The sequence below is a fragment of the Geodermatophilus sp. TF02-6 genome (assembly GCF_003319115.1).
Classification (GTDB): domain Bacteria; phylum Actinomycetota; class Actinomycetes; order Mycobacteriales; family Geodermatophilaceae; genus Geodermatophilus.
In genome coordinates, this window is the sequence record NZ_QOHF01000011.1 from 14,490 (window position 1) to 41,018 (window position 26,529).

General features: G+C 75.1%; 24 protein-coding genes, 1 tRNA gene and 1 pseudogene. 16 read left to right on the top strand and 10 right to left on the bottom strand.

Annotated features, from left to right (window positions below; genetic code table 11):
• Positions 1-62: 62 nt before the first annotated feature.
• Together DQ238_RS11480 and DQ238_RS23745 are read right to left on the bottom strand one after the other, a co-directional pair.
• A tRNA-Leu gene (locus tag DQ238_RS11480) sits at positions 63-146 on the bottom strand.
• A gap of 15 nt (positions 147-161) precedes the next feature.
• Positions 162-758, bottom strand: coding sequence for a diguanylate cyclase domain-containing protein (locus DQ238_RS23745; protein WP_233495894.1), 597 nt, complete (start codon positions 756-758; stop codon positions 162-164).
• A gap of 196 nt (positions 759-954) precedes the next feature.
• Between DQ238_RS23745 and DQ238_RS11490 the strand changes: the two genes are divergently transcribed.
• From DQ238_RS11490 to DQ238_RS11510, 4 genes and pseudogenes are all read left to right on the top strand, one after another.
• Positions 955-2,274 (top strand): M20/M25/M40 family metallo-hydrolase, encoded by a 1,320-nt coding sequence (locus DQ238_RS11490; protein WP_113781537.1) that lies wholly within the window; start codon positions 955-957, stop codon positions 2,272-2,274.
• 143 nt (positions 2,275-2,417) lie between these two features.
• Entirely contained in the window at positions 2,418-3,221 is an 804-nt protein-coding gene (locus tag DQ238_RS11495; protein ID WP_113781421.1) for an SDR family oxidoreductase, read from the top strand.
• A gap of 54 nt (positions 3,222-3,275) precedes the next feature.
• Positions 3,276-4,222: pseudogene (locus DQ238_RS11505) on the top strand (low temperature requirement protein A).
• A 51-nt stretch (positions 4,223-4,273) separates the two neighbouring features.
• On the top strand, positions 4,274-5,227 hold the full coding sequence (locus DQ238_RS11510) for an NADPH:quinone oxidoreductase family protein (RefSeq protein ID WP_113781424.1): 954 nt from the start codon (positions 4,274-4,276) through the stop codon (positions 5,225-5,227).
• A gap of 109 nt (positions 5,228-5,336) precedes the next feature.
• On the opposite strand, the gene DQ238_RS11515 is transcribed toward DQ238_RS11510, so the two are convergent.
• Positions 5,337-5,543 (bottom strand): DUF5703 family protein, encoded by a 207-nt coding sequence (locus tag DQ238_RS11515; RefSeq protein ID WP_113781538.1) that lies wholly within the window; start codon positions 5,541-5,543, stop codon positions 5,337-5,339.
• 128 nt (positions 5,544-5,671) lie between these two features.
• On the opposite strand from DQ238_RS11515, the gene DQ238_RS11520 reads away from it, so the two are divergent.
• Positions 5,672-5,938 (top strand): hypothetical protein, encoded by a 267-nt coding sequence (locus DQ238_RS11520; protein WP_113781425.1) that lies wholly within the window; start codon positions 5,672-5,674, stop codon positions 5,936-5,938.
• 16 nt (positions 5,939-5,954) lie between these two features.
• Here the strand turns inward: DQ238_RS11520 and DQ238_RS11525 are convergent, their stop codons facing one another.
• Together DQ238_RS11525 and DQ238_RS11530 are read right to left on the bottom strand one after the other, a co-directional pair.
• A complete protein-coding gene (locus tag DQ238_RS11525; RefSeq protein ID WP_113781426.1) occupies positions 5,955-6,590 on the bottom strand; it encodes a dihydrofolate reductase family protein in 636 nt (211 codons plus the stop codon).
• A gap of 61 nt (positions 6,591-6,651) precedes the next feature.
• On the bottom strand, positions 6,652-7,680 hold the full coding sequence (locus DQ238_RS11530) for an RNA polymerase subunit sigma-70 (RefSeq protein ID WP_113781427.1): 1,029 nt from the start codon (positions 7,678-7,680) through the stop codon (positions 6,652-6,654).
• Between the two features lie 78 nt (positions 7,681-7,758).
• Here DQ238_RS11530 and DQ238_RS11535 point away from each other — a divergent pair, with 78 nt between their 5' ends.
• Positions 7,759-8,520: a DUF2470 domain-containing protein gene (locus DQ238_RS11535; RefSeq protein ID WP_113781428.1), complete on the top strand. Its 762-nt coding sequence runs from the start codon at positions 7,759-7,761 to the stop codon at positions 8,518-8,520.
• Positions 8,521-8,559: 39 nt separating this feature from the next.
• Here DQ238_RS11535 and DQ238_RS11540 read toward each other — a convergent pair whose 3' ends face one another.
• From DQ238_RS11540 to DQ238_RS11550, 3 genes are all read right to left on the bottom strand, one after another.
• Positions 8,560-9,801, bottom strand: coding sequence for a multicopper oxidase domain-containing protein (locus DQ238_RS11540; protein ID WP_113781429.1), 1,242 nt, complete (start codon positions 9,799-9,801; stop codon positions 8,560-8,562).
• Between the two features lie 133 nt (positions 9,802-9,934).
• Complete coding sequence (locus tag DQ238_RS11545) at positions 9,935-11,944, bottom strand: AAA family ATPase (protein ID WP_113781430.1); 2,010 nt, start codon at positions 11,942-11,944, stop codon at positions 9,935-9,937.
• Positions 11,941-12,915, bottom strand: a complete 975-nt coding sequence (locus DQ238_RS11550) for an aldo/keto reductase (RefSeq protein WP_113781431.1) — start codon at positions 12,913-12,915, stop codon at positions 11,941-11,943. Before DQ238_RS11550 ends, DQ238_RS11545 begins: the two co-directional genes overlap by 4 nt.
• Before the next feature lie 156 nt (positions 12,916-13,071).
• Between DQ238_RS11550 and DQ238_RS11555 the strand changes: the two genes are divergently transcribed.
• The 5 genes from DQ238_RS11555 to DQ238_RS11575 all read left to right on the top strand — a co-directional run bounded on the left by DQ238_RS11555 (position 13,072) and on the right by DQ238_RS11575 (position 16,773).
• Positions 13,072-13,905, top strand: coding sequence for an undecaprenyl-diphosphate phosphatase (locus tag DQ238_RS11555; protein WP_113781432.1), 834 nt, complete (start codon positions 13,072-13,074; stop codon positions 13,903-13,905).
• 182 nt (positions 13,906-14,087) lie between these two features.
• Positions 14,088-14,786: a histidine phosphatase family protein gene (locus DQ238_RS11560; protein WP_113781433.1), complete on the top strand. Its 699-nt coding sequence runs from the start codon at positions 14,088-14,090 to the stop codon at positions 14,784-14,786.
• A gap of 51 nt (positions 14,787-14,837) precedes the next feature.
• Positions 14,838-15,389, top strand: a complete 552-nt coding sequence (locus DQ238_RS11565; RefSeq protein WP_113781434.1) for a DUF3090 family protein — start codon at positions 14,838-14,840, stop codon at positions 15,387-15,389.
• 90 nt (positions 15,390-15,479) lie between these two features.
• Positions 15,480-16,235 carry an SCO1664 family protein gene (locus DQ238_RS11570; RefSeq protein ID WP_113781435.1) on the top strand — a complete coding sequence of 252 codons (756 nt, stop codon included), beginning with the start codon at positions 15,480-15,482 and terminating at the stop codon, positions 16,233-16,235.
• A gap of 151 nt (positions 16,236-16,386) precedes the next feature.
• The gene (locus DQ238_RS11575) at positions 16,387-16,773 is read left to right on the top strand and encodes a VOC family protein (protein ID WP_113781436.1); all 387 of its coding nucleotides are present in this window, start codon (positions 16,387-16,389) and stop codon (positions 16,771-16,773) included.
• Positions 16,774-16,776: 3 nt separating this feature from the next.
• Here the strand turns inward: DQ238_RS11575 and DQ238_RS11580 are convergent, their stop codons facing one another.
• Positions 16,777-17,493, bottom strand: coding sequence for a maleylpyruvate isomerase family mycothiol-dependent enzyme (locus DQ238_RS11580; protein ID WP_113781437.1), 717 nt, complete (start codon positions 17,491-17,493; stop codon positions 16,777-16,779).
• Between the two features lie 85 nt (positions 17,494-17,578).
• On the opposite strand from DQ238_RS11580, the gene mshC reads away from it, so the two are divergent.
• Complete coding sequence (gene mshC, locus DQ238_RS11585) at positions 17,579-18,904, top strand: cysteine--1-D-myo-inosityl 2-amino-2-deoxy-alpha-D-glucopyranoside ligase (RefSeq protein ID WP_113781438.1); 1,326 nt, start codon at positions 17,579-17,581, stop codon at positions 18,902-18,904.
• Complete coding sequence (locus DQ238_RS11590) at positions 18,904-19,935, top strand: HD domain-containing protein (protein ID WP_113781539.1); 1,032 nt, start codon at positions 18,904-18,906, stop codon at positions 19,933-19,935. Before mshC ends, DQ238_RS11590 begins: the two co-directional genes overlap by 1 nt.
• Positions 19,936-20,400: 465 nt before the next feature.
• Here DQ238_RS11590 and DQ238_RS11595 read toward each other — a convergent pair whose 3' ends face one another.
• Positions 20,401-21,258 (bottom strand): PAC2 family protein, encoded by an 858-nt coding sequence (locus DQ238_RS11595; RefSeq protein WP_113781439.1) that lies wholly within the window; start codon positions 21,256-21,258, stop codon positions 20,401-20,403.
• Between the two features lie 241 nt (positions 21,259-21,499).
• Here DQ238_RS11595 and metH point away from each other — a divergent pair, with 241 nt between their 5' ends.
• The 3 genes from metH to DQ238_RS11610 all read left to right on the top strand — a co-directional run bounded on the left by metH (position 21,500) and on the right by DQ238_RS11610 (position 26,446).
• Positions 21,500-25,306 (top strand): methionine synthase, encoded by a 3,807-nt coding sequence (gene metH, locus DQ238_RS11600; protein WP_113781440.1) that lies wholly within the window; start codon positions 21,500-21,502, stop codon positions 25,304-25,306.
• A gap of 159 nt (positions 25,307-25,465) precedes the next feature.
• A complete protein-coding gene (locus DQ238_RS11605) occupies positions 25,466-26,185 on the top strand; it encodes an HAD family phosphatase (RefSeq protein WP_233495895.1) in 720 nt (239 codons plus the stop codon).
• Positions 26,186-26,197: 12 nt separating this feature from the next.
• Positions 26,198-26,446 (top strand): hypothetical protein, encoded by a 249-nt coding sequence (locus DQ238_RS11610; RefSeq protein WP_113781441.1) that lies wholly within the window; start codon positions 26,198-26,200, stop codon positions 26,444-26,446.
• The last annotated feature ends 83 nt before the right edge of the window (positions 26,447-26,529 follow it).

Genomic DNA, 26,529 nt, shown 5'->3' on the forward strand with positions numbered 1-26,529 from the left:
AGTCGGGCCAGGACACGGAAACGCTGCGGGCCGTTGGCCTGGGAGGTTCCTGGGGTGAGTTGTGTCCGAGGGGGGACTTGAACCCCCACGCCCTTTACGGGCACTAGCACCTCAAGCTAGCGCGTCTGCCATTCCGCCACCCGGACGAGTGCGGCACCAGACTACCCGACGGCTCTGCCGGGGTCGGTGCACCCGTCCATCGGTCCCGGGGCGGCGTCACCCGCCCCGGCGACGTCCGCGCCGGTCAGGCCACGCCCGCGCGGCCGCGGCCGGCCCGCTCGGCGTCGTAGAGCGCCGCGTCCGCGCTGCGTGGAGACCGCGCAGGTCGGCGGCGGAGCCGGGCACGTGCGCCACAGCGACGCTGATCGACAGCGACAGGAGCGTGCCGTCCGCCAGCGGCGAGGGGTCGACCGCACGGCGTGCAGCAGCTGCCCGGCCCGGCGTACGGCCACCTCGGCCGGGCGGCCGCGCAGGAGGACGGCGAGCTCGTCGCCGCCGAGCCGGCTCACGACGGCGCCGTCGGCCCGTACCCGCCCGCGCAGCACCGTGGCCAGGTGCACGAGGACGTCGTCGCCGACCGTGAGGGCCATGCAGGAGCCGATCCGGTCCAGCCCGTCCGGGGACACCAGCCGGCAGACCACCGCCGCCCCGAGCAACACCAGCACGCTGGCCCGGGAGAGGGCGGCCACGGCGCCGGACGCCGTCTCTACGACGGTGAGCTCCGTCCGGGCGAGGGCGCAGACGACGAGCACCAGCACCGCGCTGCGCGATGCGGCGTGCGATGCGGCGTGCGATGCGGCGTGCGGGTCGCGCGCCCGCGCGGCCGTTGCGATCCTCCTGCGATCCGGAGCGGCAGCCGCCTGCGTCCGGAGGACCCTCGGCCCACCCAGCCGGGGGACGGTGGCCGAGGCCGCTGCGGAGGAGCCGGCCGGGCACCCGTCCTACGCTCGACCGGTGCACAGCGCCGCACCCGAACGGGCCCAGGACGAGGTCGCCGAGCTCCTCTCCGAGCTCATCCGCATCGACACCACCAACACCGGCGACACCGCCACCGGCAAGGGTGAGCGGCGGGCGGCCGAGTGGGTCGCGGGCAAGCTCGACGAGGTCGGCATCGACAGCGTCGTCCACGAGTCGGAGCGGGGCCGGGCCAGCCTGGTCGCCCGCATCCCGGGCACCGACCGCGAGCGGCCCGCGCTGCTGGTGCACGGCCACCTCGACGTCGTCCCCGCCGACCCCGCCGAGTGGAGCGTCCACCCCTTCTCCGGCGAGGAGCGCGACGGCTACGTCTGGGGCCGCGGCGCGGTCGACATGAAGGACATGGACGCGATGGTCCTGGCGCTGGTCCGCGACTGGGCGCGGACGGGCACGAAGCCGCCGCGGGACGTCGTCCTCGCCTTCGTCGCCGACGAGGAGGCCGGCGGCCGCCTCGGCGCCCGCTTCCTCGTCGAGGAGCACCCGGACCTGTTCGAGGGCTGCACCGAGGCGATCAGCGAGGTCGGCGGGTTCTCCATCACCGTCAGCGACGACCTGCGCCTCTACCTGGTGCAGACGGCGGAGAAGGGCCTGGCCTGGATGCGGCTGACCGCCGGCGGCAGACCCGGTCACGGCTCGTTCGTCCACGACGACAACGCCGTCACCCGGCTCTGCTCGGCCGTGGCGAGGCTCGGCGCCAGCCGGCTGCCCACGACGCTCACCCCGCCGATGCGCTCGTTCCTCGCCGCCGTCGAGGACGCCTACGGCGTCGAGATCGACCCCGACTCCCCCGAGGAGGCGCTCGCCCGGCTGGGCAGCATCAGCCGGATGCTCGGCGCGGCCCTGCGCAACACGGTCAACCCGACGATGCTGGAGGCGGGCTACAAGGCCAACGTCATCCCCGGCACCGCCAGCGCCACCGTCGACGGCCGCTTCCTGCACGGTCAGGAGGAGGAGTTCGAGCGCCAGCTGGCGAGCCTGGTCGGCGAGGGCGTGCAGCGGGAGTGGATCGTGCACGACCAGGCCGTGCAGACCACCTTCGACGGCCCGCTGGTCGACGCGATGGTCGCCGCCCTGAAGGCCGAGGACGACGGTGCCCGCCCCGTGCCGTTCACCATGAGCGGCGGCACCGACGCCAAGAGCTTCGAGCGCCTGGGCATGCGCTGCTTCGGCTTCTCCCCGCTGCGCCTGCCGCCGGACCTCGACTTCGCCGCGCTCTTCCACGGCATCGACGAGCGGGTCCCGGTCGAGTCGCTGCGCTTCGGCATCCGGGTCCTCGACCGGTTCCTGCGCTCCGCCTGACCACCCGCGATGCTGGTGCGACGATCATGGAGTTGCGGCAGCGACACGCCGGGAGACGACGGCGTGTCGCTTCCCCGACTTCATGATCGCGGAAGGGGCGAGGGGGCGGCGCGGGCACCGGCACCGCGTGATCTGATGCCAGGGTGACCGACACCACGCCCGGCCCCGGCTCCGTCGCACTCATCACCGGAGGGACCGGCGGCTTCGGTCGCGCCCTCGCCGCCACGCTCCGCGGGCGCGGCGTCACCGCCGTCCTCGCCGACCTCGACAGCGACCGGGCGCGTGCCACGGCCGCCGACCTGGGCTGCCCGTTCGTCGCCCTCGACGTCACCGACCGCGCCGCCAACCGCGCCGTCGTCGAGCAGGTCGAGGGCGAGCACGGCCGGCTCGACGCCGTCTTCCTCAACGCCGGCATCGCCGGGTCGACCAGTGACCAGCTGCTCGACATGGACAGCTTCCTGCGGGTGGTCGACGTCGACCTCTTCGGCGTCGTCTACGGCGCCGAGGCCGCGATCCCGGCGCTGCAGCGGGCCGGCGGCGGCGCGATCGTGGTCACCGCCTCCCTGGCCGGGCTCTCGCCCATGGCCACCGACCCCGGCTACAGCGTGGCCAAGGGCGGTGTGGTGGCGTTCGTCCGCTCCATGGCGCCGCGGCTGGCCGGCGCGGGCATCACCATCACCGCGATCTGCCCCGGCTTCGCCGACACCGCGATCATCGACCCCATCCGCGCGCAGTTCGAGCAGGCCGGCTTCCCCGTCCTCACCGCGCAGGAGGTGGCCGACGCGATGCTCGCCGCCTGGGCCTCGGGCGAGCCGGGCGCGGCCTACGTCGTCCAGCCCGGCGTCGGCGCCGTCCCCTACCGGTTCAAAGGCGTGCCGAGCGCGAAGACCGCGGCCGGCGAGACCGCCGTCGTCCCGGAGGCGCTGCGCCCGCCGTCCATGGGCTGAGAGAGGACCATCCTCACCGACGACTGGGTGTTCCGGCTGGCCACGATGGTGCAGATGCTGGGCGTGCTGGTCTTCGCGCTCGGCCTGCCGGCGCTGTTCGCCTCGATCGACCGGGGGGACACCGTCGACAACGCGGTCATGGTCGGCGGCTACGTCGTGATGCGGGTCGCCCTGGTCTTCCAGTGGCTGCGCGCGGCCCGGCAGGACCCGGAGCGGCGCCGCGCCTGCCTCACCTACGCCACCACGGTCCTCGTCGCGCAGGCCGGCTGGATCGCGCTGCTGGTCGCGCGGACCTCGGTCGGCGTCATGTTCCTGTGGGCGGCGCTGCTGGTGCTGGTCGAGGTCACCGCCCGGTGCTGGCCGAGACCCGCGAGGGCGGCACGCCCCGGCACGCCCACCACATCGCCGAGCGCTACGGCCTGCTGGTGATCATCGCGCTGGGGGAGGGGCTGCTCGGCACGACCGTCGCGCTGGCCGCCGTCATCGGGCCGGAGGGTCCGGGCTGGTCGGTCGACGTCGTCGTCCTCGGGTTGGCCGGGACGGCGCTGGTCTTCGGCATGTGGTGGACCTACTTCGTGCTGCCCTGCGGCGAGGTGCTGTCCCGGCACCGGGAGCGCTCGTTCGCCTGGGGGTACGGCCACATCGTGCTGTTCGGCGCGCTGGTCGCCGTCGGTGCCGGGCTGCACGTCGCCGCCTTCTCCGTCGAGCACGCCAGTGCCCTCGGCGTTCCGGCCACGGTGCTCACCGTCGCCGTGCCGGTCGCGCTCTACGTCCTGTCGGTCTTCGCCCTCTACGACCAGCTCACCCGGTCGTTCGACCCGGTCCACCTGATCCTGCTGGCCGGTTCCACGCTGCTGGCGGCGGCGTCGGTCGCGATGGCAGCGGCGGGCGCGACGATGGTCTGGTGCCTGGCGGTGCTGGCACTGACCCCGTGGGTGACCGTCGTCGGTTACGAGACGGTCGGTCACCGGCACCAGGAGCGGGTGCTCGCCGGGCTCTGACGGGCGGGACCCGGTGACGCGGCGCACCGGCGGTCTGGCAGGGTCGCCGGCATGCGTGCATGGCGGGTCCACGAACTCGGCGATCCCTCGACGGTCATGAGCCTCGACGAGGTCGAGCAGCCCACCCCCGGGGAGGGCCAGCTGCTGGTCAGGGTGCGGGCGGCGGCGCTGAACTTCCCCGACGTCCTCATGGCGATGGGCAGCTACCAGGAGCGCCCGCCGCTGCCGTACACGCCCGGGATCGAGCTGTGCGGGGAGACCGAGGACGGCCGGCGGGTGCTCGGCTCACCGTCGGGCGGGCCGGGCGCGTTCGCCGAGTACGCCCTGATGGACGCCGACGCCGCGTGGCCGGTGCCCGAGGGGATGAGCGACGAGAAGGCCGCCGCGCTCTACCTGACCTACCAGACCGGCCACGTCGGGCTGCACCGCCGGGCGCACCTGCAGCCGGGGGAGTGGCTGCTGGTGCACGCCGGCGCCGGCGGGGTCGGCTCGGCCGCCATCCAGCTGGGCAAGGCCGCCGGCGCGCGCGTGATCGCCACCGCCGGCGGCGCCCGCAAGGTCGAGGTCTGCCGTGAGCTCGGCGCCGACCACGTCGTCGACTACACGACCGAGGACTTCGTCCCCGTCGTCAAGGAGGTCACCGGCGGGCGCGGCGCCGACGTCGTCTACGACCCGGTCGGCGGCGACGTGTTCGACCGGTCGCGCCGGTGCATCGCCTTCGAGGGGCGGCTGGTCGTCGTCGGCTTCACCAGCGGCCGCATCCCCGAGGCCCCGGCCAACCACGTGCTGGTCAAGAACTACAGCGTCGTCGGCCTGCACTGGGGGCTGTACCGGACGATGGAGCCCTCGCTGATCGCCACCACCCACCGGCAGCTCACGGAGCTCGTGCAGAGCAGGCAGGTCGCCCCGCTGGTCGGCGACGTGCTGCCGCTGGACCAGGCGCCGCAGGCGCTGGCCCGCCTGGCCGACCGCAGCACCGTCGGCAAGGTCGTGCTCCTCCCCTGAGGGAGGACCCCGTCCCGGCCTCCCTGCAGTAGAAGGACCTCCCTGCCCCCCACCGCTCGCACGCTCGCGGCGGGACCCTGCAGGGAGGCCAGGGCAGAGGGGTCCTTGTTCAGATGTGCGGTTTGGGCAGGTAGGACAACCGCGCCCGGCGGCGCAGGATGACCTTCCGCGTGCCGTCGGCGTGCAGCTGCAGCCGGGCCAGCTCCCAGCCACCGGCCTCCGCCTGCAGGCTCAACATGGTCGCCGCCGCGGACCGGGACGTGCCCGGTGGGATCCGCAGCGGCGCGAACTCGTACTCCCCGGCGACCGCCTCCATCTCGCCGATTGTGCCGCCCGTCGCCCGCGGCGTCACGTGTCCGTCCCCTCCCGGACTGCCCCTCCCGACGCCCCTGGCGGCAGGATGGGACCGAGCCCCCACCCCTGCCCGACGAGACGGAGGACGACGTGAGCGCTCCCGGCAGTGACGTGCCCGAGGCCGACCGCGCGGAGCAGGAGGAGCCGCTCGACCCGCCGGCCGTGGCCCTCGCCGGGGACGCGACGCCGCCGCCGGTGGACGTGCCCGAGGCCGACGCCCTCGAGCAGCAGCTGGCCGCCCGGCCCGGGGAGGCCGGTAGTCCGCTGCGGTCGGTGGGCGACCGCGAGGCCGACCCCGCCGACGTGCTCGAGCAGGAGACCGACGTCCCCGTCGACGAGGACGACCTGGTCGACTGACCGGCGCCGGCAGCGGTCACCCCCGGCGGACCGTCTGGTAGACCAGGACCACGTTGTCCGAGCCGGCGGAGCGTCGCACGTCGGCCAGCCGCAGGGACGGCACCGAGCCGGGGCCGCCGCCGCCGCCGCCGAAGGCGGGAGTCCCGCCGCCGAGCACCGTCGCCCCGACCACCACGTGCAGCTCGTCGACCAGCCCGGCGGCGAGCAGGTCGTCGCGCAGCGTCCGGCTGCCGAAGACGAGCAGGTCGGCCCCCGGCCGGGTCTTCAGCTCGGCGACCGCCCGGTGGGCGTCGGCCCGCCGCACGATCGTCGTGGTGTCGGTCCACGGCGCCGTGTCGGCAGGGGTGAGCGAGTCGGACACCACGACCTTGTCGATCGCGTCGTCGCGCTGCCCGGTCTCGCGGTGCACGTCGGCGACGCCGGGGTCGGCGGCCACCGCGGGCGAGGTCCGCGGGTCGCGGGCGACGCCGGGCCAGAACGCCTTGAGCGCGGTGTAGGTCGTGGCGCCGAGGACCAGGGTGTCCGCGGCCCGCAGCCGCTCGAGGTTGTAGGCGTCGAAGAAGCGGTCCATCGGCAGGGCCATCAGGTTGCGGCCGGGGCCCTCGACGTAGCCGTCGAGCGACATGATCGTGCAGGCGACGAGGCGGCGCATGGTGTTCCTCCTGGGGTGATCGGGGACCCTCACCCGGACAGAGACACCGCCGGCGACGGATTCACCGGTCCCCCGGCAGATCGGCCGGGACGTCGAGGAGGCGGTGGAGCGCGGGGTCGAGGAACCCGGCGATCCAGCTGATCCGACCCCCGGTCAGGTGCAGCACGGTCACCGCCCCCAGCCGGTGACCGGCCCCGACGTCCTGGTAGCAGGCGAGGGCCGGCTGCCCGTCGCCCCCAACCGGCACCAGCCGCCACGGCGTGGCGAACGCCCGGTCGGCGAGGAACCGCCCGACGTCCTCGCGCCCGTCGAACCAGGCCGGCAGCGGCGGCATCGTGAAGCGGGCGTCCGCGCTGAGCAGGGCGAGCAGCGCGGGGACGTCGGCCCGCTCCCACGCCGCGACGAAGGCCCGGACCAGCTCGCGGCGGCCGTCCGGCCCCAGCGCCGCGAGCTCGGCCTGCTGGGAGCGGGCGGGCAGACGCTGCCGCAGCGTGGCCCGGGCCCGCTGCAGGGCGCTGTTCACCGAGACCGGCGTGGTGTCCAGGAGCCTGCCGACCTCGGCGGCGCTGAACCCGAGCACCTCCCGGAGGACGAGGACGGCGCGCTGGGTGCCCGGCAGGTGCTGCAGCGCGGCGACGAAGGCGAGCTCCACGCTCTCCCGGCGCAGGTACGCCGCGGCCGGGTCGTCCTCGGCGGCGGCCGGGTCGTCGAGCCACGGCTCCACCCAGACCGGGCCGGGTACCGGCTCGCCGAGGTCCCCGGTGTCGCAGCGCGGTGGACCGGCGTCGAAGGAGAGCAGCCGGCGGGGCCGACGCGCCGACAACCGCAGGGCGGCGTTGGTCGCCACCCGGTACAGCCAGGTGCGCAGCGAACTGCGGCCCTCGAAGCCCGGTAGCCCCCGCCAGGCGGCCAGCAGCGTCTCCTGGACGGCGTCCTCGGCGTCCTGGACCGAGCCCAGCAGCCGGTAGCAGTACGCGTCCAGCTCGCGCCGGTGGCGGTGCACCAGCGCGGCGAAGGCCGTCTCGTCGCCTCGCCGCGCCGCCGCCAGCAGCCGGTCCTCCGCGTCGTCGGCCTCCTGCACGGCGCCCATCCTGCCGCCACCTGAGAAGCGGCTGCTCGGTCCACACCCGGACCAGTATGGTGAGGCTCACCTAAGACGGGAGGGCCCATGTCCACCAGCCCCGGCGGACCGGGCGACCCGGCCGAGCGGGCGCGCACCGTCGCCTGCCGCGTCCCCGCCGCGCTCTGCGTGCGCCGACTGGCCCCGAGCCGGCCGCTCGCGCAGGCCACCACCGCGGCCGGGCAGGTCCTCGTGCTGGTCCCGGTCGGCGGGGAGGTCGACGTCGCCCTCCGGCGGGAGGAGGAGCTCACCGCCGTCCTCCTGGTCAGCGACCGCGCCCCCGTGCCGCTGCGCGACACCCTGCGCGCCCAGCTGTGGCTCTCGGGCTGGCTCACCCCGGTCCGCCCGGCCGACCGGCGCGCCGCGGCGCTGGCCTTCGCCGAGGTCCGGCCCGTGGCACCGCTGCTGGACGTCGGGCGCGAGGCCGTCCTGCTGCGCCTGGACCTCGCCGAGGCGGTGCTGCGCGAGGGCGACCGGTGTGCCGAGGTCGGCCCGCCGGCCTACGCCGCCGCCCGGCCCGACCCGCTGGCCGGCGTCGAGGCGCGGATGCTGCAGCACCTCGACCGCGACCACCCGGAGGCCCTGGCGCTGCTGCGCAGCTCCGTCCCGGCCGGCGTCCTCGGCCCGCGCGACGTCGTCCGCCCCCTGGGCATCGACCGTTTCGGCTACCGGCTGCGGATCGAGCGCCCGAGCGGCGCGCGCGACCTGCGCATCCCGTTCCCCCGGCCGCTCACCTGCGCCGGCCAGCTGCCGGCCGCCACCCGGCAGCTGCTCTGCGCCGCCCGCGCCGCGCCGGCCCGCCGCGACTGAGGCGGTCCCGCCGGCCGGCCCGGGTCAGGGGAGGACGGGTCAGGGGAGGACTTGGTACCGCGTGACCATGCCGGCGGTGAGGTGGTCGGCGACGTGGCAGTGGAACAGCCAGACGCCGGGGTCGTCGGGCGTCATGTCGGCGGTGAGCATCTGCGCCGGCAGCAGGGAGACGACGTCCGTGCGCATCCCGTTGGCGACGACGGTGTTCCCGTGCCAGTGCGGGGTGTGCAGGTCGACCTCGTTCCCCATGGACATCAGGTACCAGCGGACGTGCTGCCCCACCTGCACCGTCGTGCCCTCACCCGGGGCGCCGCCGAGCGGCCCGTTGCCGTAGACGTAGCCGTTGACGTCGTGCATGAGGTTGGACTCGACGAAGTCCCCGTCGTCGGGGTCCGGCGGCTGGGCGAGCGAGGCCAGGTTGGCGGCGGCGTCGCTGCTCTGGTTCTCGTCCTCGACCGAGAACACGGAGACGAGCTCGCGGTCGACGTCCGCGGGTGAGCCGTCCGGACGGGCCATCCCCTTGCGGGTCACGATGACCGGACCCATCAGCCCGCTGTAGACGTCGCCCACCTCGTCGGTGTGCGAGTGGTACATCCACATGATCGAGCTGCCGTCCATGGGGCCGGGCCCGGCGCGGTCGGGGACGGTGTAGTGGTAGGTGTAGGTGGCCCCCGGCGGGACGGCGTCGTCGCCGCGCTGCTCGTCGGTCGTACCGTCCTGGTAGGGCGCACCCTCCGAGCCCTTGTCGTACTGCAGCCCGTGCATGTGCACGCTCACCGGACGGTCGAGGTTGTTCCGGAACACGACGTCCAGCGTGTCGCCGACCTCGACGTGGACGACCGGCCCGAGGAAGCCCAGGTGCTCCCAGGCCGCGGGCCGGGGGACGAGGGTGGTGAAGGTGTCGTCGGTGTACTGGCGGTACAGCGACTTCAGGTACCTGGTGCCGATCCGGTCGGGACCGGCCACGGTGAAGACGCCCGACGTCTCGTCCCACGGCTGGTCGCTCGCGGCGTCCCGGCCGGCGGGCGCGTAGTCCCAGGTCACGTGGTCGGCCGCGATGTAGTAGGTACGCGTGCGGCCCTCGCCGGTCGATGCCGCCGCCGGTGCCGACCCGCCGGCCGGGTCGGCAGCGGAGACCAGCTGGGTGGTCACCACGATCACCGCCAGCGCCACCACCGCGCTTCCCGCGAGTGCCAGCACCGCCGGCCAGCGCCGTTCCCCGGTCCTGCTGTGTTCCCCGGTCCTGCTGTGCCCGTGCCGGTCGACCGTGCCGTCGTCCATGATGGCTCCCCGTCAGGACCTGGGGCCGCACAGCCGCGGCCCCCGGGGACCGCAGCAGACGACCGCTGCTCGTCGCAGCGGACGATGGAACTCCTCGGCGGAGGTCAGGACAACCCCGTGCCGCGCGGATCGGTCAGCCGGCGGTCTCGGTCAGCAGCTGCGCCAGCCGGGTGCGCCGGGGCCGGACGTCGACCTCGCGCACCGCCCGGGCCAGCGCCGCGCCGGTGGCGTGCACGACCGACAGGTGCCGCTGCGCCCGGGTGAGCGCCGTGTACACCAGCGGCCGCGACAGCATCCCGCCGGCCTCGGGCGGCAGGACGACGACCACGCCGGCCCACTCCGACCCCTGCGCGCGGTGCACGGTGATCGCCCAGCCGTGGCGCAGGTCGCCCATCGCCTGACCGCTGACCGTGACCGGCCCGGAGGCGAACGCGACGTCCAGGGTGCCGTCGCCGGTGCCGGTGACCACCCCGACCTCGCCGTTGGCGAACCCGACCGGCTCCAGGTCGAGGTGGTTGGCCGTCGCCACCACCCGGTCGCCGACGTCGAAGCCCCACACCGTGCCCTCGCCCGGGTTGAGCGCCGCCTTGAGCGCCCGGTTGAGCTCGATCGTGCCGGCCGGGCCGCGGTGCACCGGCGTGACGACCTGCACCGCGGCCGGGTCGATGCCCAGCGCCCGCGGGATCGAGTCGGTGACCAGCTGCACCACCCGCCTGGCCGCCTCCGCGCTGCCGGACGCCGGGACGACGACCACCTCCCGGTCGGGGGAGTCCACCGGCGGCAGCTGCCCCGACCGGACGGCGCCGGCCAGCCGGGCGATCGCGCCGCCCTCGGCCTGCCGGTACAGGGTGGTCAGCTCGGTGACCGGCACGGCCCCCGAGTCGATGAGGTCGCCCAGGACATGGCCGGGGCCGATCGAGGGCAGCTGCGCGGGGTCGCCGACGAGCAGCAGGTGGGTGCCGTCCGGGCAGGCCTCCAGCAGCGCCGCGGTCAGCTCGACGTCGAGCATCGAGGCCTCGTCGACCACGACGACGTCGGCGTCCAGCGGCCACTCCTCGTCGCGGGTGAACCCGCCGGAGGTGCCCTGGGCGCCGAGCAGCCGGTGCACGGTGACCGCCGGGTGGTCGGTGAGCTCCTCCAGCCGCCTGGCCGCCCGCCCGGTGGGCGCGGCCAGCGCCACCTCAGACCCCGTCGACCGCAGCAGCGACACGACCGCGGCCACGGTGCGGCTCTTGCCGGTGCCCGGCCCGCCGGTCAGCAGCGACACCCCGGCGGTGAGCACCTGGGCCACGGCCCGCTTCTGCGCCTCGTCCAGGCCCGTGGCCACCGAGCGGACGGCGGCCGGGTCGGCGATCCGCTCGGCGGTGGCCATCAGCCGGGCGACGTTCTCCGCGACCGCCTCCTCGGCCATGCCGTAGCGGGCCAGCGAGAGCAGCCGTACGGCCTCGGTCCGGGTTTCCTCGCGAGCCTGCGAGCGGAGGGCAGACCGAGGTCCTTCCGCGGGCGCGGGCGGCGCGTCCGAGCCGTCGTCCTCGTCTTCCGGCTCCGGCGGCTCGTGCTCGAGCACCTCCCCGGACTCCACGGCCGCGGCGACCGCCGCCGCCGGGTCGCCGATCCCCTCGGCGCGCAGCGCAGCCACCACCAGGTCGGCCGGCAGCACGGTGTGCCCGTCGCGGGCCGCCGTCCGCAGGGTCTGGGCCACGATCGCCCGGCCCCGGCGGCCGTCCTGCCGGTCGGCCCCGGGCAGGACGGCGATGGCCAGCCGGTCGGCGTCGGCGAGGGTCACCCCGGTCAGGCCGAGCAGCGCCCACGGGTCGTCGCGCAGCCGCCGAGCGGCGTCGGCGCCCAGCGCGTCGGCGGCGGGCGCGGCCAGCCGCGCGTCCAGGCCGGCGCCGACCAGCAGCGCCACCACCTCGTAGGTCGGCTGCGCGGCCAGGAAGGCGGAGAACAGCCGCTCGGCGCGCTGCCGGCCGACCCGGGGGAGCCCGAGCAGCCGGTCGGCGGTGACGTCCTCGGGGGAGGTGATGCCGGCGGCGGGCAGCTCGGCCGCCGTCCGCCTGCCCAGGCCCGGCCACAGGCCGGCGGCGCAGAACGCGGCGAAGACCGGGTCGGCGGCGACCCCGGCGGAGGCCGGGCGGGTCACGAGCGCCGCTCCGGGTAGGAGAAGGGGGGCGCGGAGACGTCCTCGAGCGCGGTGCGGATCGCCGCCGGCAGCCGCACCGACTCGGCGTCCAGCGCGGCTTGCAGCTGCGCCGCGGTGCGCGCGCCCACCACCGGTGCGGTGACCCCGGGCCGGTCGCGCACCCAGGCCAGCGCGACCGCCAGCGGCGAGGTGCCCAGCCCCTCGGCCGCGGTGATCACCGCCTCGACGATCCGGTCGGCCGTGGGCGAGCGCAGCCCGTCGATGAACGCCTGCCAGTGAGGGGCCGCGCCGCGCGACTCCGACGGCGTGCTGTGCCGGTACTTGCCGGTGAGCAGCCCCCGGCCCAGCGGCGACCAGGCCAGCACCCCCAGCCCCAGCGCCTCGGCGGCCGGCACGACCTCGCGCTCCACGCCGCGCTGCAGCAGCGAGTACTCGACCTGGGTGCTGACGACGGGGGTGCGGCCCGGCCAGGCGCGCTGCCAGGTCGCGGCCTGGGCGGTCTGCCAGCCGGTGTAGTTACCCACGCCGACGTAGCGCGCCCGGCCGGAGGCGACCGCGCTGTCGCAGGCGGCGAGGGTCTCCTCCAGCGGCGTGGTGTCGTCCCACGCGTGCAGCTGCCACAGGTCGACGTGGTCGGTACCCAGCCGCTCCAGCGAGGCGTCCAGCGCGGCCAACAGGCGCCCGCGGGACGCGCCGCGGCCCATCGGGCCGGGCGCGGTGCGCCCTCCGGCCTTGGTGGCGACGAGCACGTCGGACCGGGGGACGACGTCGACCAGCAGCCGGCCCAGGATCCGCTCGCTCTCCCCGTCGCAGTAGACGTCGGCGGTGTCGACCAGCGTGCCCCCGGCGTCGACGAACGCGGTCAGCGCCATGGCGGCCTCGTCCTCGTCGGTGTCCCGGCCCCAGGTCATGGTGCCCAGCGCGAGCCGGGAGACGACCAGGCCGCTGCGCCCGAGTGCGCGGTGTTCCACAGGAGGCCAACCTACCGGCGACCGGGCGCCGCGGCCGGGGACCGCGGGGTGGACCGGGGCGGCGCGCCGGGTCGCGGCGGCCGCGCGCCTAGGGTGGCCTCCCGTGCTCCGAGAAACCGTCCCCGCCCGCCCCCGCAGCTGCGGAGGGGTCGGGTGATGAGCTGGATCGAGGCCGTCGTCCTGGGGCTGGTGCAGGGGCTCACCGAGTTCCTGCCCATCTCCTCCAGCGCGCACCTGCGCGTGGTGGGGGAGGCCGCCGGCTGGGGCGACCCCGGCGCGGCGTTCACCGCGATCACCCAGATCGGCACCGAGGCCGCGGTGCTGCTGTACTTCCGCCGCGACATCACCCGCATCGTCGGCACCTGGGTGCGCGCGCTGGGCAACCGCTCCCTGCGCTCGGACCCCGACGCGCGGATGGGCTGGCTGATCATCGTGGGCAGCCTGCCGATCGTCGTCCTCGGGCTGCTGTTCCAGGACCGCATCGAGACCACCTTCCGCGACCTGCGGATCGTCGCCATCGCCCTGGTCGTCTTCTCGCTGGTCCTCTACCGGGCCGACCGGGTGGGCACCAAGAAGCGCGAGCTGGACCAGCTGACCGTCGGGCACGGCGTCGCGTTCGGGTTCGCCCAGGCGCTGGCGCTGGTCCCCGGCGTCTCCCGCTCCGGCGGCACCATCACCGCCGGCCTGTTCCTCGGCTACTCGCGGGCCGCCGCGGCGCGGTACTCGTTCCTGCTGGCCGTCCCGGCCGTGCTCGGGTCGGGGTTCTTCCAGGCCTACGAGGCGCTCACCGGCGGCGTGGCGGGGGAGAGCGTCGCCTGGGGCCCGACGGTGCTGGCCACCGTGCTCGCCTTCGGCGTCGGCCTGGCGGTGATCGCCTGGCTGCTGCGCTACCTCGACCGCGGCAGCTTCACCCCGTTCGTCGTCTACCGGGTGCTGCTCGGCCTGCTCATCCTCGCCCTGGTCGGCACCGGGGTGCTCGCGCCCCGGTGAGCCGCTGGCTGCGTCGACCTGCCTCCCTCCCTGTGCTGGGGCCGCGCCAGAGGCTCGCCGCGGCCCCGTCCCGGGTCCCACCCTGAGCTCGCGAAGGGTGGGGAGGACGGGGTCCTTCCGCGGTGGGGAGGACGGGGTCTCCGGTGGGGAGCAGGAGGGTCCCCTCTCTAGGCTCGGCGGCCGTGACCACCGTGATCCTCCTGCGGCACGGCCGGACGACGGCCAACGCCGGCGGTCTGCTGGCCGGCTGGACCCCGGGCGTGGAGCTCGACGAGACCGGCCGGGCGCAGGCGCAGGCGGTGGGGCAGCGGCTGGCCCCGGTGCCCCTGGTCGCGGTCGTGAGCAGCCCCCTGGAGCGCTGCCGGCAGACCGCTGCCGCCGTCCTGGAGGGGCGGGAGCTGGAGCTCGCGACCGACGAGCGGCTCGGCGAGGCCCGCTACGGCGACTGGACCGGCCGCCCGCTCAAGGAGCTGACCCGCGAGCCGCTGTGGAAGGTCGTCCAGGCCCACCCCTCGGCCGCGGTGTTCCCCGGCGACGGCGGGGAGGGGCTGGCCCAGACCCAGGCCCGCGCGGTCGCCGCCGTCCGGGAGTGGAACGCCGCGCTGGGCCCGGACGCCGTGTGGCTGGCCTGCAGCCACGGCGACGTCATCAAGGCGGTGCTCGCCGACGCCCTCGGCCTGCACCTCGACCAGTTCCAGCGGATCGTCGTCGACCCGGCGTCGATCTCGGTGGTCACCTACACCGAGACCCGCCCGTTCGTCGTCCGCATGAACGACACCGGCGGCGACGTCACCGCGTTGGTCCCGCCCAAGAGGAAGCGGCGACGCCGCAGGACCGACTCGGACGCCGTGGTCGGCGGGGGCGCCGGCGCGACCGTCTGACCTCGCCTGTCCCGGCTCGACTGGCGGCCGCGTCCGCGTAACCTGGGTCGCGTGCCGCGCCAGGTGTTCCTCTTCGACCGACCGTCCCGGTTCGTCGCCGGCACGGTCGGCCAGCCGGGTGAGCGCACCTTCTACCTGCAGGCCTCCGACGGCCCCGGCCGCGTGGTCAGCGTGGCGCTGGAGAAGACGCAGGTGCAGGTGCTCGCCGAACGGATGAACGAACTGCTCGACGAGGTGGCCAGCCGGCCCGGCTTCGTCGTCCCGCCCGACGCCGAGGTCGACGACCTCGAACCGCTGACCGCCCCGGTCGACGAGGAGTTCCGGGTCGCGGCGATGGGCCTGGCGTGGGACGGCGAGGCACAGGCCGTCGTCGTCGAGGCCGTGGCCGTCGGCGAGGAGCCGGTCGACGAGGACGCGATCCTCTCCGACAGCGAGGAGGGGCCCGACGCCCTGCGGGTGACGATCACGCCGGCCGCCGCCCGCGCCTTCGTCGTCCGGGCCCGCCGCGTGGTCGCCGCCGGTCGCCCGCCCTGCCCGCTGTGCTCCCTGCCCCTCGACCCCGGCGGGCACGTCTGCCCGCGGCAGAACGGCTACCGCCGCTGAGCCCGACGCCCCGCGCCCGACGCCCCGCGTCCCGACGACACCGCCGCGATGACACTGCCGCGATGACACTGCCGCGATGACACTGCCGCGATGACCGAGCAGCCCGCCGACCCGGCATCGGACCTGCGCCCGCCCGTGGACGACGACGAGGCGCGCACCCTGCTGCGCGAGGGCGAGATCGACCTCGAGGGCCGGATCCTCGACGCCAGCAACGTCACGCTCGTCGGCGCCGTCCGCACCGGCGAGCTGGAGGCCGAGTGCGTCTACAAGCCGGTCGCGGGGGAGCGGCCGCTGTGGGACTTCCCCAACGGCACCCTCGCCGGCCGGGAGATCGCCGCGGCCCTGGTGTCGGAGGCGACCGGCTGGCGGGTGGTGCCGCCCACCGTGCTGCGCGACGGTCCGTTCGGCCCCGGCATGGTGCAGCTGTGGGTCGACGGCGACCCCGGCGTCGACCTGGCCGCGTTCGTGCGCTCCGACCACCCCGGCCTGCGGCGCATGGCGGTGTTCGACGCGGTCGTGAACAACGCCGACCGCAAGGGCGGGCACATCATCCCCACCTCGGACGGGCACGTGTACGGCGTCGACCACGGCATCTGCTTCTCCGTCGACCCCAAGCTGCGCACCCTGCTGTGGCGCTGGGCGGGCCAGCCGCTGCCCGCCGAGGCGCTGGAGGTGCTGGAGGGGCTCACCGGCGACCTGCTCGGCGACCTCGGCGAGCAGCTGCACGAGCACCTCACCCGCCGCGAGGTGCGCCGCACCCAGCAGCGGGTCGCCGACCTGCTGCGCACCGGCCGGTACCCGCAGCCGTCCGGCGAGTGGCCGGCCCTGCCCTGGCCGCCGTTCTGAGTGATCTGTCGGCCTCCGGCCCCCGCGCCGCAGCACGACCACTCGCAGGGGCGGCTCGCGTCCCAGCGTCCTCGTCCTGCGTCCCGTCCGCCTTCGGGGGACCCTCCGGGCCCCCGCTCAGACGGACCCGCTGCGCGGCATCATCACCGCCGTGCCGCATCGTTCCCGCCTGGCGATCCTGCTGCTGGACCTGCCGCCCGACACCCACGACGCTGGCCGGGACTTCTGGGCCGCCGCGACCGGACACGCCGCCCGACCCGATCACACCGACGACGACTGGGCCTCGCTGGGCTCCTTCGCCGGCGGCTTCCACGTGGAGATCCAGCGCACCGGGGAGGGGACGCCACCCCGCTGGCACGTCGACGTCGAGACCGACGACATTCCGGCCGAGGTCGCCCGGCTGGAGGCGCTCGGCGCCACTCGGCACCGCGACATGGGCTCCTTCTGGCAGATGACCGACCCCGCCGGCCTGGTGTTCTGCGTCGTCGGCGTGCAGACCGGCGAGGAGTTCGACCGGTACGCCGTCACCTGGCCCTGACCGCTACTCCAGTCGCACCAGGTCGATCATCGCGGCGGCCTGCAGCCCGTCGCCGTCCACGGTGAGCACCTCCAGCGGCACCCGCCGCCAGACGGTGAGCAGCAGGTCGCCGGCGGTCCCGGTCAGCCGCGCGATGGGCACCGGCCGCGAGCCGGGGAACAGGGTCCGCTCGACGCCGGCGTCCACGGCGTGCAGGACGACGGGGTGGGCGGACTCCGGCGGGCCCTGCGGCAGGACGCCGGGCACCATCACCTCCAGCCACTCGTCGAGCCCGTCGAGGCCCACGTCGGCCGGGATCGGGTGGACGTCGCCCGACACCTGCTCGACGTCGACGGTGTGCACCACCGCCTCCATCGTCTGGCGGCGCAGCACGAAGCCGACGTCCTGCCGGGGTGCCCAGGTCCACACCCGCTCGGCCGGGTCGGCGCCGGCCAGCACGGTCTCCAGCTCCGCCGACTGGGCCAGGCCCCAGCCGAGCAGCTCGTCGTCCGGACGGCGGGCCGGCGCGACGTACGTGCCCGGGTCGCTCGCGCGGGTGCGCACCACCCACGTCCAGAAGTGCTGCACCTCGGCCAGGTGCCACACCAGGTCGGCCAGCGTCCAGCCGGGGCAGCCGGGCACCGGCACCGCCCATCCCCGGGCCAGCACCGCTTCGGCGGCCGCGTCGGCGAACCGCGCGTCGGTCTTGTGCAGCACCGGCAGGTACTCGTCGAGCTCCACGGTTCCTCCTCCGCCGCGCCGCCGCCGTCCTCCTCCAGGATGAGGGCCGCCCGGGCGCGTGGGTAGCCGCATCTAGGCTCGGGGCGTGCTCGCCTGGCCCGCTCCGCTCCTGCCGACCCTCCCGGGCACCGGTCCCGCGCTCCGGCTGCACGACACCGCCCGCGGCGAGGTGGTCGCCACCAACCCGGGCACCACGGCGCGGATGTACGTCTGCGGCATCACCCCCTACGACGCCACCCACCTCGGCCACGCCGCCACCTACCTGGCCTTCGACCTGGTCAACCGGGTGTGGCGGGACGCCGGGCACGCCGTCCACCACGTGCAGAACGTCACCGACGTCGACGACCCGCTGCTCGAGCGCGCCGAGCGGGACGGCGAGGACTGGGTCGTGCTCGGCATGCGCGAGACGGCGCTGTTCCGGGAGGACATGACCGCGCTGCGGGTGCTGCCGCCCGACGACTACGTGGGCGCGGTCGAGTCGATCCCGCGGATCGTCGCCCACGTCGAGACGCTGCTCGACGAGGGGCTGGCCTACGGCCTCGACGACGGCACCGGCGACGTGTACCACGACGTCGCGCAGGCCCCCGGCTTCGGCGCCGAGTCCGGCTACGACGAGGCCACGATGGTCGAGCTGTTCGCCGAGCGCGGCGGCGACCCCGACCGTCCCGGCAAGCGCAACCGGCTCGACCCGGTGCTCTGGCGCGGGCAGCGGCCCGGCGAGCCCTCCTGGCCCGGCCCCCGGGGCGTCGCCGGCCGCCCCGGCTGGCACATCGAGTGCGCCACGATCGCGCTGGCCACCATCGGGATGGGCTTCGACGTCCAGGGCGGCGGCAGCGACCTGGTCTTCCCGCACCACGAGTACTCCGCCGTCCACGCCGAGGCGCTGACCGCCACCATGACCGGGGAGAAGCTGCCCTTCGCCCAGGCCTACGTGCACGCCGCGATGATCGGCCTGGACGGCGAGAAGATGAGCAAGAGCCGCGGCAACCTGGTGTTCGTGTCCAAGCTGCGCGGCGAGGGCGTCGACCCGATGGCGATCCGGCTGGCGCTGCTGTCCGGTCACTACCGCACCGACCGCTCCTGGACGCCGGACCTGCTCGACACCGCCCGCGAGCGGCTGGCCACCTGGCGGCGCGCCGGAGCCCGCCCGGCCGGCGCGCCGGCCGCCCCGGTGCTGCAGGGGCTGCGCGAGCGGCTCGCCGACGACCTCGACAGCCCCGGGGCGATCGCGCTGGTCGACGCCTGGGCCGCGCGGACCCTGGCCGCCGGGCCCGACGACGACCTGGAGGACGGCGCCCCGACGATCGTCGGCGACGCGGTCGACGCGCTGCTGGGGGTGGACCTGGGCCCGTGCGCCCCCGGGCCCGCGCCGGACCCGGGCGGCGAGCCCGCGGCCCCGCGGGAGCGCTGATGGGCGCCGGGCCCTTCCACCTGGTCGACCGGGCGGCCCGCGAGCGGGCGGAGGAGGCCCTCGCGCCGGCCGCCACCCGCTCGACGGCCACCCGCGGGCGGGCCTGCCCCGAGCCGGATGACCGGCTGCGCACCGCCTTCGAGCGCGACCGCGACCGGATCCTGCACGCCAAGGCCTTCCGCCGGCTCAAGCACAAGACCCAGGTCTTCCTCAACCCCGACGGCGACCACTTCGTCACCCGGTTGACCCACACCCTGCAGGTCACCCAGGTGGCCCGGTCCCTGGCCCGGGCGCTGGGCCTCAACGAGGACCTCGCCGAGGCGGTCGCGCTCGGCCACGACCTGGGCCACTCGCCGTTCGGGCACATCGGGGAGGAGGCGTTCGACCCCTACGTGCCCGGCGGCTGGCACCACGCGGCCCAGGGGGTGCGCATCGTCGAGGTGCTCGAGCGGCTCAACCTCACCTGGGAGGTCCGCGACGGCATCCGGGCGCACAGCTGGAAGATCACCCCACCGCCGCACACCCGCGAGGCCGAGTGCGTGCGCTACGCCGACCGGATCGCCTACCTCTCCCACGACGCCCAGGACGCCGTCCGGGCCGGGGTGCTGCGGGTCGAGGACCTGCCCGCCCACGCCCGTGCCGTCTTCGGCGAGCCGGGTGGCCAGATGGTCGGCGCCATGGTCGACGCGGTCGTCGAGGGGGCGCTGGCCGACGGCGCAGCGGTGGTCATGGCCCCCGAGCCGCTCGCGGCCATGCACGAGCTGCGGGCGTTCCTGTTCGAGCGGGTCTACGCGTCGGAGACCGCCGCCGGGCAGAAGCAGCTGGCGGTCGACGTCACCCGCCGGTTGGTCGACCACCACCTGACCCACCCCGAGCTCATCCCGGCCACCTACCGCGACACCGAGGCCGACCCGGTCACCCAGGTCGTCGACCACGTGTCCGGGATGACCGACCGCTTCGCCCTGGCCCTGCACGACCGGCTCTTCGCCGCCGACGCGTCGTCCCGCATGCGCCCGCTGCTGCGGCTCTGATCGCGACGTTCCGCCAGGCCTCCCTCGTCATCACGGGTGGGCGCTCGGTCCCGGGACCGGGAGGGGCCGGGCCGGCTCCGGCGTCCGGCGGCGAGCCGACGGCGACGGGTGGCCGGCCGGTCGTCGGGTGGTCTCGCCGCGGGTGCTCGTGCTCTGCCCACCCTGCTGGGCAGAGCACGAGCACCCCCAGGCAGGGTGGGTACCTCCTGGCCCGCGCCCGGCCCGCGCGGTTGATCGTCATCCCCGACTCACGGCTCAGCGTCCGTACCGGGATCCCGGACGGCAACGGAAGAGACCAGACACCGGTGTCGGAGGTCCGCGGTGCCGGGACCGGTGCCGGTCCCGGGACCGCCGAGCAGGCGGCCGAGCGGTTCAGTTGGGGGAGGAGCCCCGGCGGCGCAGCGGAAGGACCGCCTCCCACTCACCCCTCGCTAGGCTCGGGGCGAGCCTGCGGAGGCGTCCCCCTCAGGTCGTGCCTCGGCGGCGCAGATACCTCTCGAACTCGCGGGCGATCGAGTCGCCGTTGGCGTTGGACAGGTCGACCTCGGTGGCCCGCTCCTCGAGCGAGCGCACGTACTCGACGACCTCGGCGTCCTCGTTGGCCATCTCGTCGACGGTCTTCACCCAGTCCTCGGCCTGCCGGGGCAGGGCGCCCATCGGCACGGTGAGCTCGAGGACCTCCTCGACCCGCTGCAGCAGGGCGACGGTGGCCTTGGGCGACGGCGGCTGGGAGACGTAGTGGGGCACCGCGGCCCAGAAGCTGATCGCCGGCAGGCCGGCCTGCACGCAGGCGTCCTGGAAGACGCCGAGGATGCCGGTGGACCCCTCGTAGCGGGAGGTCTCCAGACCCCACCGCTCGGCGGACTCCGCGTCGTAGGCCGAGCCGGTGACCGGGGTGGGCCGGGTGTGCGGGGTGTCGGCGAGCAGCGCGCCCAGCCCGACGACGGAGCGGACGTCGAGCTCGCGGCACAGCTCGATCAGCTCCTCGCAGAAGCCGCGCCAGCGCATGTTGGGCTCGATGCCGCGGATGAGGACGACGTCGCGGGTGGAGTCCGACGGACGGGCGACGGAGATGCGGGTGGTGGGCCACTCGACCCGGCGGCTGACCCCGCCGATGAGCGAGACGGTGGGCCGGTTGACCTGGAAGTCGTAGTAGTCCTCGGGGTCGAGCGCGGCGAGCGGGGTGGCGTCCCAGATGAGCTCGAGGTGCTCGAGTGCCCCGGTGGCGGCGTCCCCGGCGTCGTTCCAGCCCTCGAAGGCGACGACCACCACGGGGTCGCTCAGCCGGGGCAGGTCCTCAGGGGTGGACTTCGGGTCGATCACCCCTGCGAGCCTACGTCGATCCGCCGACCGGACCGCGGCGTCGTCCGTGACGGGTGTGCCGCACGCCCAGCGGCGGCGACCGGATGGAGGGCCGGGCGGCTACCCTGGCTCGGTGCAGCCCCGCGAGGTGTCGACCGCCCGACCCGAGCGGTGCTGGTCGCCGACGGTGCTCCCGCGGTCGGCGTCCGGAGACCACCGAGGCCTCGTCCAGCACCCTGCCGCCCACTCCTGAGGACCGCCCGTGCCTGACACCACGCCGCTCCGCCCGGACGCCACGGCCGCGCTCACCGCGCTGCTGCGAGAGCGCATCCTGGTGCTCGACGGTGCGATGGGGACCGCGATCCAGCAGCTCCGGCCGGACGAGGCCACCTACCGCGGCGAGCGGTTCGCCGACTGGCCCACCGAGGTGCGGGGCAACAACGACCTGCTCAGCCTCACCGCCCCCGACCTGGTCGCCGGCATCCACCGCGCCTACCTCGAGGCCGGCGCGGACCTGGTGGAGACCAACACCTTTAACGCCAACCGCATCTCGCTGGCCGACTACGGCATGGCCGAGCTGGCCTACGAGATCAACGTGGCCGCGGCCAGCCTCGCCCGCGCCGAGTGCGACGCGACGACCGCGCGGACGCCGGACAAGCCGCGCTTCGTCGTCGGCGCCCTCGGCCCGACCAGCCGCACGGCGTCCATCTCGCCCGACGTCAACGACCCCGGCGCCCGCAACGTCACCTTCGACGAGCTGGTCACGGCCTACCTCGAGCAGGCCGACGGCCTGGTCGACGGCGGAGCCGACGTGCTCATCGTCGAGACGGTCTTCGACACCCTCAACGCCAAGGCGGCCGTCTTCGCCCTGGAGACGCTGTTCGAGCAGCGCGCCCGCCGCTGGCCGGTGATCATCTCCGGCACCATCACCGACGCCTCCGGGCGGACGCTGTCCGGGCAGGTCACCGAGGCGTTCTGGCACTCGGTGCGGCACGCCCGACCGCTGCTGGTGGGCCTGAACTGCGCGCTCGGCGCCGGCCAGATGCGCCCCTACATCGCCGAGTTCGCGCGGATCGCGGACACCTTCGTCTCCTGCTACCCGAACGCCGGCCTGCCCAACGCGTTCGGCGAGTACGACGAGTCGCCGGAGGAGACGGCCGCGGTCCTCGAGGAGTTCGCCGCCAGCGGCCTGCTCAACCTGGTGGGCGGCTGCTGCGGGACGACGCCGGCCCACATCGCCGCGATCGCCGCGGCGGTGGAGGGCAAGGCGCCGCGGACGCCGCCGGCGATCCGGCCCGCGCTGCGGCTGTCGGGGCTGGAGCCGGTCACCATCACCGAGGACAGTCTGTTCGTCAACGTCGGCGAGCGGACGAACATCACCGGCTCGGCCCGCTTCCGCAACCTGATCCGGGCCGGCGACTTCCCCACCGCCCTCGCCGTCGCCCGCCAGCAGGTCGAGGCCGGCGCGCAGACCATCGACGTCAACATGGACGAGGGGATGATCGACGGCGTCGCGGCGATGGACCGCTTCTTGAAGCTCATCGCCGCCGAGCCGGACATCTGCCGGGTGCCCACGATGATCGACTCCTCGAAGTGGGAGGTCATCGAGGCCGGTCTCACGTGCGTGCAGGGCAAGGCGATCGTCAACTCGATCTCGCTGAAGAACGGCGAGGAGGAGTTCGTCCGCGAGGCGCGGATGTGCCGCCGGTACGGCGCCGCCGTCGTGGTCATGGCCTTCGACGAGCAGGGCCAGGCCGACTCGCTGGAGCGGCGCACCCGGGTCTGCCGCCGGGCCTACGACATCCTCACCCAGCAGGTGGGCTTCCCGGCCGAGGACGTCATCTTCGACCCGAACGTGTTCGCCGTCGCCACCGGCATCGAGGAGCACGCGAACTACGGGCTGGACTTCATCGAGGCCACCCGCTGGATCAAGCAGAACCTGCCCGGCGCGCTGGTGTCCGGCGGCATCTCGAACGTGTCGTTCTCCTTCCGCGGCAACAACCGCGTCCGGGAGGCGATCCACGCGGTCTTCCTCTACCACGCGATCGCGGCCGGCCTGGACATGGCGATCGTCAACGCCGGGGCCCTGGAGGTCTACGACGAGGTCCCGGCGCAGCTGCGCGAGCGCATCGAGGACGTCGTCCTCAACCGGCGCCCCGACGCGACCGAGCGGCTGCTGGAGGTCGCCGGCGACTACGCCGCGGACGGCGCGGCGGCCGAGGTGGAGTCGGAGGAGTGGCGCGCCCTGCCGCTGGCCGAGCGGATCACCCACGCCCTGGTCAAGGGCATCGACGAGTTCATCGAGGACGACACCGAGGCGCTGCGGCAGGAGATCGCCGCGCGCGGCGGCCGGCCGATCGAGGTCATCGAGGGCCCGCTGATGGACGGCATGAACGTCGTCGGCGACCTGTTCGGCGCCGGCAAGATGTTCCTGCCCCAGGTGGTGAAGTCCGCCCGGGTGATGAAGCGGGCCGTCGCGCACCTGGTGCCGTTCATCGAGGCCGAGCGGCAGCCGGGGGACGTCGAGCGCAGCAACGGCAGGGTCGTCATGGCCACGGTCAAGGGCGACGTCCACGACATCGGCAAGAACATCGTCGGCGTCGTCCTGCAGTGCAACAACTACGAGGTGGTCGACCTGGGCGTGATGGTCCCGGCCGAGCGGATCCTGGAGACCGCCAAGCAGGAAGGCGCCGACGTCATCGGCGTGTCCGGCCTGATCACCCCGTCGCTGGACCAGATGGTGCAGCTGGCCACCGAGATGGAGCGGCAGGGCTTCACCATCCCGCTGCTCGTCGGGGGCGCGACCACGTCCAAGGCCCACACGGCGGTCAAGGTCGCGCACAAGTACTCCGGCCCGGTCGTCTGGGTGAAGGACGCCTCCCGGTCGGTGCCGGTCGTCGCCGGCCTGCTGTCGAACGAGCAGCGCCCGAAGCTGCTCGCCGGCGTCGAGGCGGAGTACGCGGCGCTGCGCGAGCGGCACGCCGCCCGGACCGACACCCGCCCGCTGCTGCCGCTGGCCGCCGCCCGCGCCGCGGCGACCCCGATCGACTGGAGCGACTACCGCCCGCCGCGCCCGCGCATGCTGCTGCAGCAGGCCCGCGACGTGTGCGCCGACGCCGCCTGCGACCACCGGCACGGCGAGGCCACCCAGTTCGTCAAGGTCCTCGCCGACCAGCCCCTCGAGGAGCTGCGCGGCTACATCGACTGGCAGCCGTTCTTCACCGCCTGGGAGATGCGCGGCCGGTTCCCCGACCTCCTGCACAACCCGGCCAGCGGTGAGGCCGCCCGCCGGCTCTACGCCGACGCCCAGGCCATGCTCGACCGGATCGTCGAGGAGCGCTGGCTGCGGGCCAACGGCGTGTTCGGCCTGTTCCCGGCCAACCGGACCGGCGGCGAGGACGGCTCGGACGACATCGTCGTCTACACCGACGAGTCGCGCCGGACCGTCCGGACGGTGCTGCACCAGCTGCGGCAGCAGACCGAGGGCCGCGACGGCGCGCCCCGCACGTCACTGGCCGACTTCGTCGCGCCCGAGGGCGTGCCCGACTACGTCGGCGCGTTCGCGGTCACCGCCGGCGTGGGCTCGGCCGAGCGGGTCGCGGAGTTCAAGGCGGCCCACGACGACTACAGCGCGATCCTGCTCGAGGCGCTGGCCGACCGCCTCGCCGAGGCCTTCGCCGAGCGGCTGCACGAGCGGGTGCGCCGGGAGTTCTGGGGCTACGCCGCCGACGAGCACCTCGACAACGACGCGCTCATCGCCGAGGCCTACCGCGGCATCCGCCCCGCGCCCGGCTACCCCGCCTGCCCGGAGCACACCGAGAAGAGCACCATCTGGGCGCTGCTCGACGTCGAGGCCAACACCGGCATCCGGCTCACCGAGAGCATGGCCATGTGGCCGGGCGCGGCGGTGAGCGGGCTGTACCTGTCCCACCCGCGGTCGCGGTACTTCAACCTCGGACGCATCGGCCGCGACCAGGTCGAGGACTACGCGCGGCGCAAGGGCTGGACGCTCGCCGAGGCCGAGCGCTGGCTCTCGCCCAACCTCGGGTACCGCACCGACGACGAGTGAGGTCCCGGCGCCGCCGGTCCGGGTGGGCCTGACCCACCCCGGACCGGCGGCCGGCGCCCCTCGCGCCGACGAGCCGGCGGTGCGCCGCGACGGCCCGACGCCGGCCGAGGTCGACCGGTGCCCGTCGTGTACCCCAGGGACGAGCAGGTGAGGACGACCGTGAGACGAGGGCCCGATGGCCTGCCCGCCGTGCTGTTCGACATGGACGGCACCCTCGTGGAGACCGAGGAGTGCTGGGGCGCGGCGATGGGCGAGCTCGCCGCACGGTTGGGCGGTCGCCTGTCCGCGCAGGCCCGCGCCCGCACGGTGGGCACGAGCATGCCGGTCGCCCTGGGCGTCCTCTACGCCGACGTGGGCGTCCGCCGCACCGACGAACAGCAGCGCGGTGACGCGCGGGCGATCGAGGACGCCGTCGCGCGGATGGTGGCCCGCGGCGTGACCTGGCGGCCGGGCGCCCGCGAGCTGCTCGCCGCGGTACGGGCAGCGAAGCTGCGGACGGCGCTGGTGACCACGACGCCGCGGCGGCTGGCCGATCTCGTGCTGGCGCACGTCGAGCGTGCCTTCGGCGGCGGCGGCGGCGGCGGCGGCCGACCGGTCTTCGACGTCACCGTCTGCGGCGACGAGGTGCCCGCGCGCAAGCCCGATCCGGCGCCGTACCTGCAGGCGCTGGCGGCGCTCGGGGTGACGGCGGACGCGGCCGTGGTCGTCGAGGACTCCCTGGCCGGCGTCACCGCCGGACTGGCGGCGGGGGCGGCGGTGCTCGGTGTGCCCTCCCTGCAGCCGCTGCCTCCGCTGCCCGGGCTGGTGCTGCGGGACAGCCTCTGCGGGATCGGGGTGGCCGACCTGGACGCGCTCGTCGCCGCGCGTGCCGCCGCCTAGCCAGGCGGCCCCGTGCAGCCGGTCGCGCCGCTGCCCGAGGACGGCGACCACGGCTGCCGGTCGGGCAGCGTCGTCCCGACCGCCGACGGGTCCGCGATCGTGGTCTACACGTCCGTCGGCGCGGGCGATCCCGGCATCGGTGGTCGGCGCACGACTGCGGTTCGTGGACCTCGCGGGGGCGACCGTCGCCGCGTCGGCCGCGACGCCGGTGACCTCGCCCTGCACGCCGGGACCCGCGAGCTGGTCCGCCCGCCTAGATGACCTATTCCAAGGGGTCGGGGCTTGGACGTGGCACGACGAGGGCGAGGGTGCCCAGGCTTGACGTTGCTACCCCAACGTCGAAC

Coding starts and splice junctions, on each gene's coding strand:
- DQ238_RS11510 (WP_113781424.1), top strand. CDS start 4,274: ATGCGTGCATGGCGGGTCCACGAACTCGGCGATCCCTCGACGGTCATG.
- DQ238_RS11515 (WP_113781538.1), bottom strand. CDS start 5,543: ATGGAGGCGGTCGCCGGGGAGTACGAGTTCGCGCCGCTGCGGATCCCA.
- DQ238_RS11525 (WP_113781426.1), bottom strand. CDS start 6,590: ATGCGCCGCCTCGTCGCCTGCACGATCATGTCGCTCGACGGCTACGTC.
- DQ238_RS11530 (WP_113781427.1), bottom strand. CDS start 7,680: ATGGGCGCCGTGCAGGAGGCCGACGACGCGGAGGACCGGCTGCTGGCG.
- DQ238_RS11535 (WP_113781428.1), top strand. CDS start 7,759: ATGTCCACCAGCCCCGGCGGACCGGGCGACCCGGCCGAGCGGGCGCGC.
- DQ238_RS11540 (WP_113781429.1), bottom strand. CDS start 9,801: ATGGACGACGGCACGGTCGACCGGCACGGGCACAGCAGGACCGGGGAA.
- DQ238_RS11555 (WP_113781432.1), top strand. CDS start 13,072: ATGAGCTGGATCGAGGCCGTCGTCCTGGGGCTGGTGCAGGGGCTCACC.
- DQ238_RS11570 (WP_113781435.1), top strand. CDS start 15,480: ATGACCGAGCAGCCCGCCGACCCGGCATCGGACCTGCGCCCGCCCGTG.
- DQ238_RS11590 (WP_113781539.1), top strand. CDS start 18,904: ATGGGCGCCGGGCCCTTCCACCTGGTCGACCGGGCGGCCCGCGAGCGG.